Below are 18661 nucleotides of genomic sequence, written 5' to 3'. Positions count from 1 at the left end.
GGAGAAAACTGAAATGATTCAAACAGAAACTCGTTTGAAAGTCGCAGACAACAGCGGTGCACGCGAAATCTTGACTATCAAAGTTCTTGGTGGTTCTAAACGTAAATTTGCGAACATCGGTGATGTTATTGTGGCATCTGTAAAACAAGCTACTCCTGGTGGTGCGGTTAAAAAAGGTGACGTTGTTAAAGCAGTTATCGTTCGTACTAAATCAGGTGCTCGTCGTGCTGATGGTTCATACATCAAATTTGACGAAAACGCAGCAGTTATCATCCGTGAAGATAAAACTCCTCGCGGAACACGTATCTTTGGCCCAGTTGCACGTGAATTGCGTGAAGGTGGCTTCATGAAGATCGTGTCACTTGCTCCAGAAGTACTTTAATTTTCACAGAGCAAAAACAAACAAACACAGTCCCCTGGCTTAGCCAGGGTGCCCATTGGGCGTAAGAATAAAAGGAGAAAAAAATGTTTGTAAAAAAAGGCGACAAAGTTCGCGTAATCGCTGGTAAAGATAAGGGAACAGAAGCTGTTGTCCTTACTGCCCTTCCAAAAGTAAACAAAGTTATCGTTGAAGGTGTTAATATCGTTAAGAAACACCAACGTCCAACTAACGAACTTCCTCAAGGTGGTATCATCGAGAAGGAAGCAGCTATCCACGTATCAAACGTTCAAGTTTTGGACAAAAACGGTGTAGCTGGTCGTGTTGGTTACAAATTTGTAGACGGTAAAAAAGTTCGCTACAACAAAAAATCAGGCGAAGTGCTTGATTAATCACGAAGGAAAGGAGAAGTATAATGGCAAATCGTTTAAAAGAAAAATATCTTAATGAAGTAGTTCCTGCTTTGACAGAACAATTCAACTACTCATCAGTGATGGCTGTGCCTAAAGTAGATAAGATCGTTTTGAACATGGGTGTTGGTGAAGCTGTATCAAACGCTAAAAGCCTTGAAAAAGCTGCTGAAGAATTGGCGCTTATCTCAGGTCAAAAACCACTTATCACTAAAGCTAAAAAATCAATCGCCGGCTTCCGTCTTCGTGAAGGTGTTGCGATCGGTGCAAAAGTTACCCTTCGTGGTGAACGTATGTACGAATTCTTGGACAAATTGGTTTCAGTTTCACTTCCACGTGTACGTGACTTCCACGGTGTTCCTACAAAATCATTTGATGGACGCGGAAACTACACTCTTGGTGTGAAAGAACAATTGATCTTCCCAGAAATCAACTTTGATGACGTTGACAAAACTCGTGGTCTTGACATCGTTATCGTAACTACTGCTAACACTGACGAAGAGTCACGTGCATTGCTTACAGGCCTTGGAATGCCTTTTGCAAAATAATATAGGAGGTATAACTAATGGCTAAAAAATCTATGATTGCTAAGAACAAACGCCCAGCGAAGTTCTCTACTCAAGCATACACTCGCTGTGAACGTTGTGGACGTCCACACTCAGTTTACCGCAAGTTTAAACTTTGCCGTGTTTGCTTCCGTGAATTGGCATATAAAGGTCAAATCCCTGGTGTAACAAAAGCATCTTGGTAATTTAAGATATCAAGGGCGTCAAAACTCCAAGTGAAAATAGGAAACTTGACGAAGAAACTTTAGTTTCTAGAAAAGTTTATCTTTTTCACACAGAGTTTAGCCCGGGTTCAGTTGGGCTTGCCAATTTGAACACGAGCTACAGCTTTGGCAAAAAAGATCAATTTGCTTTGGAGCATCGCTCCTGCATCAAATTGTCTATTTTTGCTCTTGCTGTTACGCTCTTTGTATCATGTATTAACTAGCAAGTGCAACTTGCAAACTACTAGTAAGAGGAGAAAAATAAAATGGTTATGACTGACCCAATCGCAGACTTCCTAACTCGTATTCGTAACGCTAACCAAGCAAAACACGAAGTACTTGAAGTACCTGCATCAAACATCAAAAAAGGGATTGCTGAAATCCTTAAACGCGAAGGTTTTGTTAAGAACGTAGAAATCATCGAAGATGACAAACAAGGCATCATCCGTGTATTCCTTAAATACGGACCAAACGGTGAAAAAGTTATCACAAACTTGAAACGTGTTTCTAAACCAGGACTTCGTGTCTACAAAAAACGTGAAGACCTTCCAAAAGTACTTAACGGTCTTGGAATTGCTATCCTTTCAACTTCTGAAGGTTTGCTTACTGATAAAGAAGCACGCCAAAAGAACGTTGGTGGTGAGGTTATCGCTTACGTTTGGTAATATTTAGCTCCCAATTTCTTTGTGACTCGTCGTTATCGTCTCTTGCCTAACCCAAAGTTATGTCTGCGAGACGATGCCTAGATTCACTTTGAATTGAAACCTAAATGTTCCTTCAAATCGAGAAATCGATTTAACCCCGTGAAAACTGGCCGTTCTGGCCTGACAATTTAACAGGAGAATAAAAACATGTCACGTATTGGTAATAAAGTTATCGTGTTGCCTGCTGGTGTTGAAATCACTAACAATGACAACGTTGTAACTGTAAAAGGACCTAAAGGAGAACTTACTCGTGAGTTCTCAAAAGATATTGAAATTCGTGTGGAAGGTACTGAAGTAACTCTTCACCGTCCAAACGATTCAAAAGAAATGAAAACTATCCACGGAACTACTCGTGCTCTTTTGAACAACATGGTTATTGGTGTATCAGAAGGATTCAAGAAACAACTTGAAATGCGTGGGGTTGGTTACCGTGCACAACTTCAAGGATCAAAACTTGTTTTGGCTGTTGGTAAATCACATCCAGACGAAGTTGAGGCTCCAGAAGGAATTACTTTTGAACTTCCAAACCCAACAACAATCGTTGTTAGCGGAATTTCAAAAGAAGTAGTTGGTCAAACAGCTGCTTACGTACGTAGCCTTCGTTCACCAGAACCATACAAAGGTAAAGGTATCCGTTACGTTGGCGAATATGTTCGTCTTAAAGAAGGTAAAACAGGTAAATAATATTGAGTGGTTGATTTTCAGCCATCAATATCGTTTCCAACTTTGTGCATAGCACACGATTTAAAACTAAAGAGGTGAAAACTGTGATTTCTAAACCAGATAAAAACAAACTCCGCCAAAAACGCCACCGTCGCGTTCGCGGAAAACTCTCTGGAACTGCTGATCGCCCACGTTTGAACGTATTCCGTTCTAATACAGGCATCTACGCTCAAGTTATTGATGACGTAGCGGGTGTAACGCTCGCAAGTGCTTCAACTCTTGACAAAGAAGTTTCAAAAGGAACAAAAACTGAACAAGCCGTTGCTGTCGGTAAACTCGTTGCAGAACGTGCAAACGCTAAAGGTATTTCAGAAGTGGTGTTCGACCGCGGTGGATATCTATATCACGGACGTGTGAAAGCTTTGGCTGATGCAGCTCGTGAAAACGGATTGAAATTCTAATAGGAGGACACTAGAAAATGGCATTTAAAGACAATGCAGTTGAATTAGAAGAACGCGTAGTTGCTGTTAACCGTGTTACTAAAGTTGTTAAAGGTGGACGTCGTCTTCGTTTTGCAGCTCTTGTAGTCGTTGGTGACCACAACGGTCGCGTAGGATTTGGTACTGGTAAAGCTCAAGAAGTTCCAGAAGCAATCCGCAAAGCAGTAGAAGATGCTAAGAAAAACTTGATCGAAGTTCCTATGGTTGGAACAACAATCCCACACGAAGTTATTTCAGAATTCGGTGGAGCTAAAGTATTGTTGAAACCTGCTGTAGAAGGTTCTGGGGTTGCCGCTGGTGGTGCTGTTCGTGCCGTTATCGAGTTGGCAGGTGTAGCTGATGTTACATCTAAATCTCTTGGCTCAAATACTCCAATCAACATTGTTCGTGCAACTGTTGAAGGTTTGAAACAATTGAAACGCGCTGAAGAAGTTGCTGCCCTTCGTGGTATTTCAGTTTCTGATTTGGCATAAGAAAGGGGATAAAATGGCTCAAATTAAAATTACTTTGACTAAGTCTCCAATCGGACGCATTCCATCACAACGTAAAACTGTTGTAGCACTTGGACTTGGCAAATTGAACAGCTCTGTTATTAAAGAAGATAACCCAGCAGTACGTGGTATGATTACTGCAGTATCTCACTTGGTAACAGTTGAAGAAGTAAACTAATTAAATTTTAGGGGATGTGCAGTATACCATCCCCTAAAACTAGATATAGTCATCTTTGATGACAAACGTATAGGCGAGTTGATAGGAGAGACAACCTTTTCTCTCTTATCGGCGCTAGCATTTTACAAAAGAGGAGAAAATATATAATGAAACTTCATGAATTGAAACCTGCAGAAGGTTCTCGTAAAACTCGTAACCGTGTTGGTCGTGGTACTTCATCAGGTAACGGTAAAACATCTGGTCGTGGTCAAAAAGGTCAAAAAGCTCGTAGCGGTGGCGGAGTACGTCTTGGTTTTGAAGGTGGACAAACTCCATTGTTCCGTCGTCTTCCAAAACGTGGATTCACTAACATCAACGCTAAAGAATACGCAATTGTTAACCTTGACCAATTGAACGTCTTTGAAGATGGTGCAGAAGTAACTCCAGTTGTTCTTATCGAATCAGGAATTGTTAAAGCTGAAAAATCAGGTATCAAAATTCTTGGTAACGGTGAGTTGACTAAGAAATTGTCTGTAAAAGCAGCTAAATTCTCTAAATCAGCTGAAGAAGCTATCACTGCTAAAGGTGGTTCAGTAGAAGTCATCTAAGAGAGGTGACCTATGTTTTTTAAATTATTGAGAGAAGCCTTCAAAGTCAAGCAAGTTCGATCAAAAATTCTTTTTACAATTTTTATCGTCTTTGTCTTCCGTATCGGGACTAGCATTACGGTTCCATGGGTGAATGCCAATAGCTTGAATGCTTTGAGTGGTCTATCTTTTCTAAATATGTTAAGTTTGGTGTCTGGTAATGCCATGAAAAACTTTTCAGTTTTTGCACTTGGTGTTAGTCCATACATTACTGCTTCTATCGTTGTCCAACTCTTACAAATGGATTTATTACCAAAGTTTGTAGAGTGGGGCAAACAAGGGGAAGTTGGTCGTAGAAAGTTGAACCAGGCAACTCGATATATTGCCCTTGTTCTTGCATTCGTGCAATCTATCGGAATTACTGCTGGTTTTAATGCTTTATCTGGAGCCAAACTTTTGACTGTTCCTTTAACACCACAAGTTTTCCTTGTGATTGGAGCAATCCTAACAGCGGGTAGTATGATTGTAACTTGGTTGGGAGAGCAAATTACTGATAAGGGTTATGGAAATGGTGTTTCCATGATTATCTTTGCGGGGATTGTTGCTTCAATTCCTGATATGATCAAGGGAATTTATGTTGACTACTTTGTCAATGTACCAAGCAGTCGCTTGACTTCATCCCTCATTTTTGTTGCTATCTTAATTGTAGCAGTCTTATTGATTGTTTACTTTACAACTTATGTTCAACAAGCTGAATATAAGATACCAATTCAGTATACTAAGGTAGCTCAAGGAGCACCATCAAGTTCCTATCTTCCATTGAAGATTAACCCTGCAGGAGTTATTCCAGTTATCTTTGCTAGCTCAATTACAGCAGCACCAGCGGCAATTTTACAATTTGTAAGTGCATCTGGTCTTGATTGGGCTTGGGTACGTAGTGCTCAGGAGTTGCTATCTACAACAGCCCCTACAGGTATCGCTCTGTACGCTCTGTTGATTATCCTCTTTACATTCTTCTATACATTTGTACAGATTAATCCAGAGAAGGCAGCAGAAAATTTGCAAAAGAGCGGTGCTTATATCCACGGAGTCCGTCCTGGTAAAGGGACAGAAGAGTATATGTCAAAACTTCTTCGTCGTCTCGCAACAGTCGGTTCCCTCTTCCTAGGTGTCATTTCTATTTTACCTATTGTAGCTAAGGATTTATTCGGTCTTTCAGAAGTCGTTGCTTTTGGGGGAACAAGTCTTTTGATCATTATCTCAACAGGTATTGAAGGAATTAAACAATTGGAAGGTTATTTATTGAAACGTAAGTATGTTGGTTTCATGAATACAACAGAATAATTGTAATAGAAAAGAAAATTCACTATTGCTCAGAGAGTGGAGTTTAAAAATCAAAGACCTTGTCAGATTTTTATCTCCTCTCTTCTATTTTGTTTTTAAATAGGAGTTGAAATGAATTTTTGCTTCTATTTAAAAACAAAAAAGGAGTTTGAATCATGAATCTTTTGATTATGGGCTTACCTGGTGCAGGTAAGGGTACACAGGCAGCAAAAATTGTTGAACAATTTCATGTTGCTCATATCTCAACAGGAGATATGTTCCGTGCAGCAATGGCTAATCAAACTGAAATGGGTGTCTTAGCTAAGTCATATATCGACAAAGGCGAGTTGGTTCCAGATGAAGTTACAAATGGTATCGTGAAAGAGCGTCTCTCACAAGATGACATTAAAGAAACTGGTTTCTTGTTGGACGGGTACCCACGTACAATTGAACAAGCTCATGCCTTGGATAAAACTTTAGCTGAATTAGGGATTGAGCTTGAAGGTGTTATTAACATCGAAGTAAATCCAGATAGTCTTTTGGAGCGTTTGAGTGGTCGTATCATTCACCGTGAAACTGGCGAAACTTTCCATAAAGTTTTCAACCCACCAGTTGACTACAAAGAAGAAGACTATTACCAACGTGAAGATGACAAACCTGAAACAGTAAAACGTCGTTTGGATGTTAATATTGCCCAAGGTGAACCAATTATTGCCCACTATCGTGCAAAAGGTTTGGTACATGATATCGAAGGTAACCAAGATATCAATGATGTCTTTGCAGATATCGAAAAAGTATTGACAAAATTGAAATAAAAGCGTTTTTCATGCTTGCAAAATGTCTCTACAAATGTTATACTGAGTTAGTCTGACTTATAATTGTTGTCTCTGTGTCTAGAGGCATCAAATCGAAATTTATGGAGGTACTTTTGCGTGGCAAAAGACGATGTGATTGAAGTTGAAGGTAAAGTAGTTGATACTATGCCGAATGCAATGTTTACGGTTGAACTTGAAAATGGACATCAGATTTTAGCAACAGTTTCTGGTAAAATTCGTAAAAACTATATTCGTATTTTAGCGGGAGATCGTGTTACTGTCGAAATGAGTCCATATGACTTGACACGTGGACGTATCACTTACCGCTTTAAATAATCGAAAAACTTGGAGGGATAAGAAATGAAAGTAAGACCATCGGTCAAACCAATTTGCGAATACTGTAAAGTAATTCGTCGTAATGGTCGTGTTATGGTAATTTGCCCAGCAAATCCAAAACACAAACAACGTCAAGGATAAGATAGAAAGGAGAAAACATGGCTCGTATTGCTGGAGTTGACATTCCAAATGACAAACGCGTAGTAATTTCATTGACTTATGTGTACGGTATCGGACTTCCAACATCTAAGAAAATCTTGGCAGCTGCTGGAATTTCAGAAGATGTACGTGTTCGCGATCTTACACCAGATCAAGAAGATGCTATCCGTCGTGAAGTGGATGCAATTAAAGTTGAAGGTGACCTTCGTCGTGAAGTTAACTTGAATATCAAACGTTTGATGGAAATCGGTTCATACCGTGGTATCCGTCACCGTCGTGGACTTCCTGTCCGTGGACAAAACACTAAAAACAACGCTCGCACTCGTAAAGGTAAAGCTGTTGCGATTGCTGGTAAGAAAAAATAATATAGGAGGTAAAAGTCTTGGCTAAACCAACACGTAAACGTCGTGTGAAAAAGAATATCGAATCTGGTATTGCTCATATTCACGCTACATTTAATAACACTATTGTTATGATTACTGATGTGCATGGTAATGCAATTGCTTGGTCATCAGCTGGTGCTCTTGGTTTTAAAGGTTCTCGTAAATCTACACCATTTGCTGCTCAAATGGCTTCAGAAGCTGCTGCTAAATCTGCACAAGAACACGGTCTTAAGTCAGTTGAAGTTACTGTTAAAGGTCCAGGTTCTGGTCGTGAGTCAGCTATTCGTGCTCTTGCTGCCGCTGGTCTTGAAGTAACAGCAATTCGTGATGTGACTCCAGTGCCACACAATGGTGCTCGTCCTCCAAAACGTCGCCGTGTATAATCATAACCTTACACTGCTTTTCGTTTAAGAGGGAGTAACTAAATGATCGAGTTTGAAAAACCAAATATAACAAAAATTGATGAAAATAAAGATTATGGCAAGTTTGTAATCGAACCGCTTGAACGTGGTTACGGTACAACACTTGGTAACTCTCTTCGTCGTGTACTTCTAGCTTCTCTTCCAGGGGCTGCTGTAACATCTATCAATATCGAAGGTGTATTGCATGAATTTGATACAGTTCCGGGTGTTCGCGAAGACGTGATGCAAATCATTCTGAACATCAAAGGTATTGCAGTAAAATCTTACGTTAAAGACGAAAAGATCATTGAACTAGATGTGCAAGGTCCTGCTGAAATTACAGCTGGAGATATCTTGACAGATAGCGACATTGAAATTGTAAATCCAGATCATTATCTCTTTACAATCGGTGAAGGTTCTTCTCTAAAGGCGACAATGACTGTTAACAGTGGTCGTGGATATGTACCTGCTGATGAAAATAAAAAAGATAATGCACCAGTTGGAACACTTGCTGTAGATTCTATTTATACACCAGTTACAAAAGTCAACTATCAAGTTGAACCTGCTCGTGTAGGTAGCAATGATGGTTTCGACAAATTAACCCTTGAAATCTTGACTAATGGAACAATTATTCCAGAAGATGCTTTAGGGCTTTCAGCACGTATCTTGACAGAGCACCTTGATTTGTTTACAAATCTTACAGAGATTGCTAAGTCAGCAGAAGTGATGAAAGAAGCTGATACTGAATCGGACGACCGTATCTTGGAACGTACGATTGAGGAACTTGACTTGTCTGTGCGTTCATATAACTGTTTGAAACGTGCCGGTATTAACACTGTGCATGATTTGACAGAAAAATCTGAAGCAGAGATGATGAAAGTAAGAAATCTTGGACGCAAGAGTTTGGAAGAAGTGAAAGTCAAACTCATTGATTTGGGTCTTGGATTAAAAGATAAATAAAGGAGGAATAAATGGCTTACCGTAAACTAGGACGCACTAGCTCACAACGTAAAGCAATGCTTCGCGATTTGACAACTGACCTTTTGATCAACGAATCAATCGTGACAACTGAAGCTCGTGCTAAAGAAATCCGTAAAACTGTTGAAAAAATGATTACTCTAGGTAAACGTGGTGATTTGCATGCACGTCGTCAAGCAGCTGCTTTCGTACGTAATGAAATCGCATCTGAAAACTATGATGAAGCAACTGATAAGTACACTTCTACTACAGCACTTCAAAAATTGTTCTCAGAAATCGCACCTCGTTATGCTGAGCGTAACGGTGGATACACTCGTATCCTTAAAACTGAACCACGTCGTGGTGATGCAGCGCCAATGGCGATCATCGAATTAGTATAAAATCATCAATTTTGTTGAGTGTTATGATGATGGAGTCTTGTGCTCTTAGTCTAGCTCTGGTCTACCGCTAGGACTTATGTCCTAGCGGGAACACTCATCATAAGATGATAAGGTAGACGCTTGTTTACGAAATTGTTTTTTACTTAAGAACAATTTCGTAAGCAGGCGTTTTTGAGTATTTTATTAAGAAATATGCTATACTATTGAAAAAGAAAATCGACAATGTTCATTTTTTCAAAAATATTCTATAAAGAGGTTATGAGCCAATATATTATCAGTTTCAAGTTCTAAACTAGCGACTTGGTAAAAAATACTAGCCTGGTACAAGATCAACTAAGAGATTTTTTTAGGATTTCAACTTGGATAATTGTTCACTATTAAGTGATTTAGTTATTCTATCCTCCTTTTTCATTTTATTTTTGTCCAAAATGGATATCGTTCTGTGTTAGAAATGGAGTTTAATCATGAAAGCTATTATTACTGTTGTTGGTAAAGATAAATCTGGAATTGTTGCAGGTGTTGCGACAAAAATTGCTGAATTAGGCTTAAATATTGATGATATCTCACAAACAGTCTTAGACGAATTCTTTACTATGATGGCTGTGGTATCTAGTGATGAAAAACAAGATTTTACACATCTTAGAAACGAATTTGAGGTTTTTGGTCAGACTTTGAATGTCAAAATCAATATTCAAAGTGCAGCTATTTTTGATGCTATGTACAATATCTAGGAGGTATTTATGGATATTAGACAAGTTACCGAAACAATCGCCATGATTGAGGAGCAAAACTTTGACATTAGAACCATTACCATGGGGATTTCCCTTTTGGACTGTATCGATCCAGATATCAATCGTGCTGCAGAAAAAATATATGAAAAGATTACTACAAAAGCAGCTAATTTAGTAGCTGTTGGGGATGAAATTGCGGCTGAGTTGGGCATTCCCATCGTAAATAAACGGGTATCAGTTACTCCAATTTCCTTGATTGGTGCTGCTACCGATGCGACGGATTATGTAGTCTTGGCTAAAGCACTGGATAAAGCTGCGAAAGAAATTGGTGTTGACTTCATTGGTGGTTTTTCAGCCTTGGTACAAAAGGGTTATCAAAAAGGTGATGAAATCCTTATCAACTCCATTCCTCGTGCTTTGGCAGAAACGGATAAGGTTTGTTCATCAGTAAATATCGGTTCTACCAAATCGGGCATCAATATGACTGCAGTAGCGGATATGGGACGCATTATCAAGGAAACAGCTTCTTTATCTGATATGGGGGCGGCTAAATTGGTTGTATTTGCCAACGCGGTAGAGGACAATCCTTTTATGGCAGGCGCTTTTCATGGTGTAGGTGAAGCAGATGTCATCATCAATGTAGGTGTTTCAGGACCGGGTGTTGTCAAACGTGCCTTGGAAAAGGTTCGAGGTCAGAGCTTTGATGTTGTTGCTGAAACTGTTAAAAAAACAGCTTTCAAGATTACCCGTATTGGTCAATTGGTTGGTCAAATGGCTAGTGAGCGCCTCGGAGTTGATTTTGGGATTGTAGATTTGAGTTTAGCTCCAACTCCGGCAGTGGGTGATTCTGTAGCTCGTGTTCTTGAAGAAATGGGGCTAGAGACAGTTGGGACTCATGGAACGACTGCTGCCTTGGCTCTCTTGAACGACCAAGTTAAGAAGGGCGGAGTTATGGCCTGCAATCAAGTGGGTGGTTTGTCTGGTGCCTTTATCCCTGTTTCTGAGGATGAGGGAATGATTGCTGCTGTGCAAAATGGCTCTCTTAATTTGGAAAAACTAGAAGCTATGACGGCTATCTGTTCAGTTGGTTTGGATATGATTGCCATTCCTGAGGATACACCTGCAGAAACGATTGCGGCAATGATTGCGGATGAAGCTGCTATCGGAGTCATCAACATGAAAACAACTGCTGTACGTATTATTCCAAAAGGAAAAGAAGGCGATATGATTGAATTTGGTGGCCTTTTAGGAACAGCTCCAGTCATGAAGGTCAACGGTGCATCATCTGTTGATTTTATTGCACGTGGAGGACAAATCCCGGCTCCAATCCATAGTTTTAAAAATTAAAAAGAAGTGGAATCTGTTTAAGTTGGATTTAAGGATAGACCTGTATACTACTATTATTAAATAAAGACCTCCTAACTTTATTTAATTAAAATCCTAACTTTTTCATAATAATCTCCTACAAAAGTCACTCCAAAGGGTGACTTTTGTTTTATCTCAAGAGAAAGTAGCATGTTCAAATTTATAAATTTATTCAAGAATAAGATGATTTAAAGGATAAAACTAGTTTTTTCATTCTGTAAAATGGGCTAAAACCTTGCTATGATTGGCTTTTTGAAAAATTATGGTATAATAGTAGTAGTTTTAATAGATGGAGTTGAATTTTGAAAAAACGCTTTCGTGTAAAAAAAGAGAAAGATTTTAGTGCAATATTTAAAAAAGGGGAGAGTTTTGCTAATCGTAAATTTGTTATTTATCGATTAGAAAATAATGAGCAGCATTTTCGAGTTGGACTATCTGTCAGTAAAAAATTAGGAAACGCTGTCACGAGGAATCAGATCAAGAGAAGAATTCGACATATTCTGATTGAACATAAAGATCAGCTGGTTGAAAATGTAGATTTTGTTGTGATTGCTCGAAAAGGTGTTGAAATCTTGGACTACGCGGAAATGGAAAAAAATCTACTTCACGTATTAAAGTTATCAAAGATTTACCAGGAAGGAAATGGGAGTGAAAAAGAAATTACAGTTGACTAGCTTAATGGTGCTTGCTTTATTTGTGATGAGCGCCTGCACGGCTAGTGGTACGACGAGTGAGATTACAGCTGAATCAACAGGTTTTTGGAGTAAATTTGTTTATTTTTTTGCTGAAACTATTCGCTTTTTATCATTTGATACAAGTATTGGTCTGGGGATTATTTTATTTACCCTTTTAATCAGAACCATTCTTTTACCAGTCTTTCAGATACAAATGGTGGCATCTAGAAAGATGCAAGAAGTACAACCACTTGTTAAGGAGTTGCGAGAACGTTATCCGGGACGGGATATGGAGAGCCGTACCAAGCTGGATCAAGAAATGCGTCAGTTGTTCAAGCAACATGGTGTGAAGCAGTCAGCTTCTCTTTGGCCAATCTTAATCCAAATGCCAGTCTTGTTGGCCTTGTTCCAAGCTTTGAGTAGGGTAGAATTTCTAAAAACGGGTCATTTCTTATGGATTAACCTTGGTGGTGTTGATACGACCTTTGTTTTGCCTATTCTGGCAGCTATCTTTACTTTCCTTAGCACCTGGTTATCCAATAAGGCCATGGTTGAGAAAAATGGTGCTATGACAGGAATGATGTATGCAATGCCAGTCATGATTTTCTTCTTTGCCATGTATTCACCAAGTGGGGTTGCCTTATACTGGGCGGTATCCAATGCTTATCAGGTGCTCCAAACCTATTTGCTCAACAATCCATTTAAGATTATTGCAGAGCGTGAGGCGGGAGTACAGGCTAGGAAGGATTTAGAAATCAAGAAGAGAAAAGCTCTCAAGAAAGCACAGAAAAAGAAAAAGTAAGGAGGAATCTTGTAATGGTATTATTTACAGGTTCAACTGTTGAGGAAGCAATCCAAACGGGATTAAAGGAATTGGGGATTCCTAGAATGAAGGCGCATATCAAGGTTGTCTCAAGGGAGAAAAAAGGTTTCTTTGGCCTTTTTGGGAAGAAACCAGCGCAAGTTGATATCGAAGCAATTAGTGAGACAACTGTTGTGAAGGCAAATCAGCAAGCAGTTAAGGGAGTTCCAAAGGAAGTTAATGCTAAGAACGAACCCGTTAAGACTGTTAGTGAAGCAACAGTAGACTTAGGCCATGTTGTTGAAGCAATCAAAAAAATCGAGGAAGAAGGACAAGGGATCTCTGAAGAAGTTAAGGCCGAAATTCTTAAAAATGAGAAAGAAGCTAGTACAATTTTAGAGGAGACTGGTCATATTGCCATTCTAAAAGATTTACTGCCAGAAGAATCTAAAGAGCAGGAAGAAGTCGAGCAGAATGATGATTTAGAAAATCTAGGTTTGAAGATTGAACCGACCTATGATATTGACCAGGTGGTCGAAGAAGTAACCAACTATGTTCAAGGTATTATTGATGATATGGATGTTGAGGGAGCAATCTCAAGCACTTCAAATCGCCGTTCTATCAATATGCAAATTGATACCAATGAACCGGGTCGTATTATCGGTTACCATGGTAAGGTTTTGAAATCTCTTCAGCTCTTAGCACAAAATTATCTTTATAACCGCTATTCAAGAACCTTCTATATTACCATCAATGTTAATGATTATGTAGAGCACCGTGCAGAAGTCTTGCAGAGCTATGCACAGAAGTTAGCTACACGTGTCCTAGAAGAGGGGCGTAGTCAGGTGACTGATCCAATGTCTAGCAGCGAACGTAAAATCATCCATCGTATTATTTCACGTATGGAGGGTATCACTAGTTATTCAGAAGGTGATGAGCCAAATCGTTACGTTGTGGTTGATACAGAATAATCAAAGCAAAATCAGGGGCACCCTGATTTTTTGCTATCTAAGGGAGGTTGATCTTATGTTGAATACAATGAGAGAATATCTAGCTTTCTCTGGCTTACAGTATCAAAAACCAGAGAAGGCAGGTCAAGAAGTTGAAAAAATGCTTTATTTGAGGAGTAAGGGGCAGGAGGCTAGAAAGGTCTTTACACACTTAGCCAAGGCTTTTCAAGAAGGACATCCAGAATGGAACCTTCAAGGGACGAGTCAGTGGATGAATCAAGCCCAACGTTTGCGACCGCATTTCTGGGCCTATCTACAGCGTGAGGGGGAAGTGTCAGAACCTATGTTGGCCCTTCGTTTGTATGGAAACCCTTCTGATTTTGGAGTTTCACTAGAAGTGAGTTTTATTGAACGTAAGAAGGATGAGCGAACATTAGGCAAACAAGCCAAGGTCCTAGAAGTTCCAGTGGTAGAAGGAATTTATTATTTAGTATACTCAGAGGGAGAAAGTCAAAGGATGGAGGCTACTGAGGAAAATCGCCGAGTTTTAAGGAAAAAAATCTCCCATCAGGAAGTTCGCAAAGTTTTAGTTAAATCGGATGTTCCAGTGGCCGAAAATTCATCTGAAGAAGAAATCCTAGAAGCTCTACTGGAATCTTATGAAACAATTCTTCCCTTTTATCTAGCTACGAGAAAATAAGATAAGCCGTAAAATATCATAAATCATACAGTCCAAGAGTGAACAGTCCGCTGTGTAATTCTTGGTCTTTTTGTTTCCGTTTTCACATTATATAATAAACTTACAAAAACAATTCAAAAGGAGAACAATTATGGAAGTCATTTCAAGTGTTCTAAATTGGTTTTCTAGCAATATTTTGCAGAATCCCGCATTTTTCGTAGGTTTATTGGTGTTGATAGGATATGCACTTTTGAAAAAACCTGCTCATGACGTTTTCTCAGGTTTCGTTAAAGCAACAGTAGGATATATGTTGCTCAACGTGGGTGCTGGTGGTTTGGTTACAACCTTCCGTCCAATCTTGGCAGCCCTTAACTACAAATTCCAAATTGGTGCAGCGGTTATCGACCCTTACTTTGGACTTGCTGCAGCAAACAACAAAATTGCAGCTGAATTTCCAGATTTTGTCGGAACTGCAACTACAGCTCTGTTGATCGGTTTTGGAGTAAATATCTTGCTTGTAGCTCTACGCAAGATTACGAAAGTAAGAACCCTCTTTATTACTGGTCACATCATGGTACAACAAGCTGCGACTGTATCTCTTATGGTTCTATTCTTAGTCCCACAATTGCGAAATGCTTATGGTACAGCAGCAATCGGTATCATCTGTGGCCTTTACTGGGCAGTTAGTTCAAATATGACTGTTGAGGCAACTCAACGTCTGACTGGTGGTGGCGGATTTGCGATTGGTCACCAACAACAATTTGCAATCTGGTTTGTAGATAAAGTGGCAGGACGCTTTGGTAAGAAAGAAGAAAGTCTAGACAATCTTAAATTGCCTAAGTTCCTCTCAATCTTCCATGATACTGTTGTTGCATCTGCTACTTTGATGCTCGTATTCTTTGGAGCCATTCTGTTAATCTTGGGTCCAGATATTATGTCTAATAAAGAAGTCATCACTTCAGGAACTCTATTCAATCCTGCAAAACAAGATTTCTTTATGTACATTATCCAAACAGCCTTCACCTTCTCAGTTTACTTGTTTGTTTTGATGCAAGGTGTCCGCATGTTCGTATCTGAGTTGACAAATGCCTTCCAAGGTATTTCAAACAAATTGTTGCCAGGTTCATTCCCAGCGGTCGACGTTGCAGCTTCTTATGGATTTGGTTCTCCAAACGCGGTCTTGTCAGGATTTGCCTTTGGTTTGATTGGTCAATTGATCACAATTGTCTTGCTTATCGTCTTTAAAAACCCTATCCTTATTATTACAGGATTTGTACCAGTGTTCTTTGATAATGCAGCCATCGCGGTCTATGCTGATAAGCGTGGCGGATGGAAAGCAGCCGTTATCCTATCCTTCATTTCAGGTGTCCTCCAAGTTGCTCTAGGAGCTCTCTGTGTAGCCCTTCTCGACTTAGCATCTTACGGTGGTTACCATGGAAATATCGACTTTGAATTCCCATGGCTTGGATTTGGTTATATCTTCAAATATCTCGGTATTGTTGGTTATGTACTTGTATGTCTCTTCTTGCTCGTTATTCCTCAACTTCAATTTGCAAAAGCAAAAGATAAAGAGAAATATTACAAGGGTGAAGTTCAAGAAGAAGCTTAGTGTCTAGAAAAGGAGAAATAAAATGGTTAAAGTATTAGCAGCGTGCGGAAATGGAATGGGTTCATCTATGGTTATCAAGATGAAGGTTGAAAATGCCCTCCGTAAGCTTAATCAAACAGACTTTACAGTCAATTCATGCAGTGTCGGTGAAGCAAAAGGTTTAGCAGCAGGCTATGACATCGTAATCGCTTCTCTTCATTTAATCCAAGAATTGGAAGGTCGGACTAATGGGAAGTTAATTGGGCTTGACAACTTGATGGATGATAAAGAAATCACAGAAAAACTCAGTCAAGCGCTACAGTAAAAGGTTGGAGGGGGCTGGACAGAAACTGAGAGTTATCGTTTCTGTCCTTCTCCCTCTTTAAATAAAGGAGGCAGATATGAATTTAAAACAAGCTTTAATTGACAATGACTCGATCCGACTAGGTTTAGAGGCTAACGATTGGAAAGAAGCAGTCAAGGTAGCAGTAGATCCCTTGATTGAAAGTGGGGCGATTTTGCCAGAGTATTACGATGCTATTATCGAATCGACTGAAGAGTATGGTCCTTACTATATCTTGATGCCAGGTATGGCTATGCCCCATGCTAGACCTGAAGCTGGAGTGCAAAGAGATGCCTTTTCATTGATTACCTTGCAAAATCCTGTTGTATTTTCAGATGGGAAAGAGGTCTCTGTTTTGTTGGCACTAGCTGCAACAAGCTCAAAAATTCACACAAGTGTAGCCATTCCACAAATCATTGCCTTATTTGAATTAGAAGATTCTATCGCACGTTTACAGGCTTGCCAAACTAAAGAAGATGTCTTGGCGATGATTGAAGAATCTAAGGATAGCCCTTATCTCGAAGGATTGGATTTGGAAAGTTAGAAAGAGGAATAAAGAGATGACAAAAAGAATACCTAATTTACAAGTTGCATTAGACCATTCAGACTTGCAAGGAGCAATTAAAGCAGCTATTTCTGTTGGTCAGGAAGTAGATATTATCGAAGCTGGAACTGTTTGCTTGCTTCAAGTTGGAAGTGAACTGGTTGAAGTCTTACGTAGCCTTTTCCCAGATAAGATTATTGTGGCAGACACAAAATGTGCCGATGCTGGTGGAACAGTTGCCAAAAATAATGCCGTTCGTGGAGCAGATTGGATGACTTGTATCTGTTGTGCAACCATCCCTACTATGGAAGCAGCTCTAAAGGCTATCAAGGCTGAACGTGGAGACCGAGGAGAAATCCAAATCGAGCTTTATGGTGATTGGACTTTTGAACAAGCTCAGCTTTGGCTAGATGCAGGTATCTCACAAGCTATCTATCACCAATCTCGTGATGCCCTTCTTGCTGGTGAAACTTGGGGTGAAAAAGACCTTAATAAGGTTAAAAAACTCATTGACATGGGCTTCCGTGTTTCTGTAACAGGTGGTCTAGATGTAGATACTCTCAAACTCTTTGAAGGCGTTGATGTCTTTACCTTTATTGCAGGTCGTGGAATTACAGAGGCTCCCGATCCAGCAGGAGCAGCGCGTGCCTTCAAGGATGAAATCAAACGAATTTGGGGGTAAACCATGGCACGTCCAATTGGAATTTATGAAAAGGCAACCCCGATACACTTTACCTGGCTAGAACGTTTGAATTTTGCCAAGGAGTTAGGTTTTGATTTTGTCGAGATGTCTATTGACGAGCGAGACGAGCGTTTAGCCAGACTTGACTGGAGTAAGGACGAGCGCTTGGATATTGTCAAAGCGATCTATGAGACTGGAGTTCGTATTCCTTCGATCTGTTTTTCAGGTCATCGTCGTTACCCATTGGGATCAAATGATCCAGTTCTAGAGGAAAAATCTCTGGAACTCATGAAAAAATGTATCGAATTAGCTCAGGATTTGGGAGTTCGCACGATTCAATTAGCTGGTTACGATGTTTACTATGAGGAAAAGTCACCCCAGACACGCCAACGTTTTATTAAAAATTTGAGAAAAGCTTGTGACTGGGCAGAAGAAGCTCAGGTGGTACTTGCCATCGAAATTATGGATGATCCTTTCATCAATAGCATCGAAAAATACTTGGCTGTAGAAAAAGAGATTGACTCTCCCTACCTCTTTGTCTATCCAGATATTGGTAATGTGTCTGCATGGCATAATGATGTCTACAGTGAGTTTTATCTCGGCCATCATGCCATCGCAGCTCTCCATCTCAAGGATACTTATGCAGTGACAGAAAGTTCAAAGGGCCAGTTCCGAGATGTACCTTTTGGGCAAGGTTGTGTCAAATGGGAAGAAGCTTTCGATATTTTAAAACAAACTAATTATAATGGACCTTTCCTAATCGAAATGTGGTCTGAAAATTGTGAAACTGTAGAAGAGACACGCGCAGCCATTCAAGAGGCCCAAGCCTTTCTCTACCCACTTATTAAGAAAGCAGGTCTGATGTAAG

The 18661-nt window shown here is 39.7% G+C and carries 29 protein-coding genes; all 29 read left to right on the top strand.

Annotated features, from left to right (window positions below; genetic code table 11):
• Positions 1 to 13 precede the first annotated feature (13 nt).
• The 29 genes from rplN to O3611_RS05570 all read left to right on the top strand — a co-directional run bounded on the left by rplN (position 14) and on the right by O3611_RS05570 (position 18660).
• Positions 14 to 382: a 50S ribosomal protein L14 gene (gene rplN / locus O3611_RS05710; RefSeq protein WP_000616548.1), complete on the top strand. Its 369-nt coding sequence runs from the start codon at positions 14 to 16 to the stop codon at positions 380 to 382.
• A gap of 83 nt (positions 383 to 465) precedes the next feature.
• Positions 466 to 771 (top strand): 50S ribosomal protein L24, encoded by a 306-nt coding sequence (gene rplX, locus O3611_RS05705; RefSeq protein WP_000497691.1) that lies wholly within the window; start codon positions 466 to 468, stop codon positions 769 to 771.
• A gap of 23 nt (positions 772 to 794) precedes the next feature.
• On the top strand, positions 795 to 1337 hold the full coding sequence (gene rplE, locus O3611_RS05700; protein WP_000013542.1) for a 50S ribosomal protein L5: 543 nt from the start codon (positions 795 to 797) through the stop codon (positions 1335 to 1337).
• 17 nt (positions 1338 to 1354) lie between these two features.
• Positions 1355 to 1540, top strand: coding sequence for a type Z 30S ribosomal protein S14 (locus tag O3611_RS05695; protein WP_001085699.1), 186 nt, complete (start codon positions 1355 to 1357; stop codon positions 1538 to 1540).
• Positions 1541 to 1824: 284 nt separating this feature from the next.
• Complete coding sequence (gene rpsH, locus O3611_RS05690; RefSeq protein ID WP_000245504.1) at positions 1825 to 2223, top strand: 30S ribosomal protein S8; 399 nt, start codon at positions 1825 to 1827, stop codon at positions 2221 to 2223.
• A 186-nt stretch (positions 2224 to 2409) separates the two neighbouring features.
• Positions 2410 to 2946: a 50S ribosomal protein L6 gene (gene rplF / locus O3611_RS05685; RefSeq protein ID WP_000086625.1), complete on the top strand. Its 537-nt coding sequence runs from the start codon at positions 2410 to 2412 to the stop codon at positions 2944 to 2946.
• Between the two features lie 83 nt (positions 2947 to 3029).
• Positions 3030 to 3386, top strand: coding sequence for a 50S ribosomal protein L18 (gene rplR, locus O3611_RS05680; protein WP_000624044.1), 357 nt, complete (start codon positions 3030 to 3032; stop codon positions 3384 to 3386).
• Between the two features lie 17 nt (positions 3387 to 3403).
• Positions 3404 to 3898 (top strand): 30S ribosomal protein S5, encoded by a 495-nt coding sequence (gene rpsE, locus O3611_RS05675; protein ID WP_000874203.1) that lies wholly within the window; start codon positions 3404 to 3406, stop codon positions 3896 to 3898.
• Between the two features lie 13 nt (positions 3899 to 3911).
• Positions 3912 to 4094: a 50S ribosomal protein L30 gene (gene rpmD / locus O3611_RS05670; RefSeq protein WP_000057243.1), complete on the top strand. Its 183-nt coding sequence runs from the start codon at positions 3912 to 3914 to the stop codon at positions 4092 to 4094.
• 146 nt (positions 4095 to 4240) lie between these two features.
• Positions 4241 to 4681: a 50S ribosomal protein L15 gene (rplO, locus tag O3611_RS05665; protein WP_000766079.1), complete on the top strand. Its 441-nt coding sequence runs from the start codon at positions 4241 to 4243 to the stop codon at positions 4679 to 4681.
• Between the two features lie 12 nt (positions 4682 to 4693).
• Entirely contained in the window at positions 4694 to 6004 is a 1311-nt protein-coding gene (gene secY / locus O3611_RS05660) for a preprotein translocase subunit SecY (protein WP_000465391.1), read from the top strand.
• A 155-nt stretch (positions 6005 to 6159) separates the two neighbouring features.
• Entirely contained in the window at positions 6160 to 6798 is a 639-nt protein-coding gene (locus O3611_RS05655) for an adenylate kinase (protein WP_248035749.1), read from the top strand.
• Positions 6799 to 6915: 117 nt separating this feature from the next.
• The gene (gene infA, locus O3611_RS05650; protein WP_001029883.1) at positions 6916 to 7134 is read left to right on the top strand and encodes a translation initiation factor IF-1; all 219 of its coding nucleotides are present in this window, start codon (positions 6916 to 6918) and stop codon (positions 7132 to 7134) included.
• A gap of 24 nt (positions 7135 to 7158) precedes the next feature.
• The gene (rpmJ, locus tag O3611_RS05645; protein WP_001808836.1) at positions 7159 to 7275 is read left to right on the top strand and encodes a 50S ribosomal protein L36; all 117 of its coding nucleotides are present in this window, start codon (positions 7159 to 7161) and stop codon (positions 7273 to 7275) included.
• A 17-nt stretch (positions 7276 to 7292) separates the two neighbouring features.
• Positions 7293 to 7658, top strand: coding sequence for a 30S ribosomal protein S13 (gene rpsM, locus O3611_RS05640; protein WP_000090783.1), 366 nt, complete (start codon positions 7293 to 7295; stop codon positions 7656 to 7658).
• 17 nt (positions 7659 to 7675) lie between these two features.
• The gene (rpsK, locus tag O3611_RS05635) at positions 7676 to 8059 is read left to right on the top strand and encodes a 30S ribosomal protein S11 (RefSeq protein ID WP_001118385.1); all 384 of its coding nucleotides are present in this window, start codon (positions 7676 to 7678) and stop codon (positions 8057 to 8059) included.
• A gap of 42 nt (positions 8060 to 8101) precedes the next feature.
• A complete protein-coding gene (locus tag O3611_RS05630) occupies positions 8102 to 9037 on the top strand; it encodes a DNA-directed RNA polymerase subunit alpha (RefSeq protein ID WP_000568996.1) in 936 nt (311 codons plus the stop codon).
• An 11-nt stretch (positions 9038 to 9048) separates the two neighbouring features.
• On the top strand, positions 9049 to 9435 hold the full coding sequence (gene rplQ, locus O3611_RS05625) for a 50S ribosomal protein L17 (protein WP_000331493.1): 387 nt from the start codon (positions 9049 to 9051) through the stop codon (positions 9433 to 9435).
• 464 nt (positions 9436 to 9899) lie between these two features.
• A complete protein-coding gene (locus tag O3611_RS05620) occupies positions 9900 to 10166 on the top strand; it encodes an ACT domain-containing protein (RefSeq protein WP_000644115.1) in 267 nt (88 codons plus the stop codon).
• Between the two features lie 9 nt (positions 10167 to 10175).
• Positions 10176 to 11513 (top strand): PFL family protein, encoded by a 1338-nt coding sequence (locus O3611_RS05615; protein WP_049504880.1) that lies wholly within the window; start codon positions 10176 to 10178, stop codon positions 11511 to 11513.
• 320 nt (positions 11514 to 11833) lie between these two features.
• Positions 11834 to 12205 carry a ribonuclease P protein component gene (gene rnpA / locus O3611_RS05610; RefSeq protein WP_371608059.1) on the top strand — a complete coding sequence of 124 codons (372 nt, stop codon included), beginning with the start codon at positions 11834 to 11836 and terminating at the stop codon, positions 12203 to 12205.
• Entirely contained in the window at positions 12180 to 13007 is an 828-nt protein-coding gene (locus O3611_RS05605; protein ID WP_371608058.1) for a YidC/Oxa1 family membrane protein insertase, read from the top strand. Before rnpA ends, O3611_RS05605 begins: the two co-directional genes overlap by 26 nt.
• 14 nt (positions 13008 to 13021) lie before the next feature.
• Complete coding sequence (gene jag / locus O3611_RS05600) at positions 13022 to 13978, top strand: RNA-binding cell elongation regulator Jag/EloR (RefSeq protein WP_371608057.1); 957 nt, start codon at positions 13022 to 13024, stop codon at positions 13976 to 13978.
• 55 nt (positions 13979 to 14033) lie between these two features.
• Positions 14034 to 14657: an HI_0552 family protein gene (locus tag O3611_RS05595; RefSeq protein WP_315640102.1), complete on the top strand. Its 624-nt coding sequence runs from the start codon at positions 14034 to 14036 to the stop codon at positions 14655 to 14657.
• A 130-nt stretch (positions 14658 to 14787) separates the two neighbouring features.
• On the top strand, positions 14788 to 16245 hold the full coding sequence (locus tag O3611_RS05590) for a PTS ascorbate transporter subunit IIC (protein WP_049548841.1): 1458 nt from the start codon (positions 14788 to 14790) through the stop codon (positions 16243 to 16245).
• A 22-nt stretch (positions 16246 to 16267) separates the two neighbouring features.
• Positions 16268 to 16549, top strand: a complete 282-nt coding sequence (locus O3611_RS05585; RefSeq protein WP_000241466.1) for a PTS sugar transporter subunit IIB — start codon at positions 16268 to 16270, stop codon at positions 16547 to 16549.
• A gap of 76 nt (positions 16550 to 16625) precedes the next feature.
• Positions 16626 to 17111: a PTS sugar transporter subunit IIA gene (locus O3611_RS05580; RefSeq protein ID WP_061863925.1), complete on the top strand. Its 486-nt coding sequence runs from the start codon at positions 16626 to 16628 to the stop codon at positions 17109 to 17111.
• A 16-nt stretch (positions 17112 to 17127) separates the two neighbouring features.
• Positions 17128 to 17793, top strand: a complete 666-nt coding sequence (locus O3611_RS05575; RefSeq protein ID WP_371608056.1) for a 3-keto-L-gulonate-6-phosphate decarboxylase UlaD — start codon at positions 17128 to 17130, stop codon at positions 17791 to 17793.
• Positions 17794 to 17796: 3 nt separating this feature from the next.
• Entirely contained in the window at positions 17797 to 18660 is an 864-nt protein-coding gene (locus O3611_RS05570; RefSeq protein ID WP_371608055.1) for an L-ribulose-5-phosphate 3-epimerase, read from the top strand.
• The last annotated feature ends 1 nt before the right edge of the window (position 18661 follow it).

The sequence above is a fragment of the Streptococcus sp. 27098_8_91 genome (genome assembly GCF_041432385.1).
Lineage (GTDB): Bacteria > Bacillota > Bacilli > Lactobacillales > Streptococcaceae > Streptococcus.
Note: the sequence above shows the minus strand (reverse complement) of the source record. Positions and strands in the feature narration are given on the sequence as shown.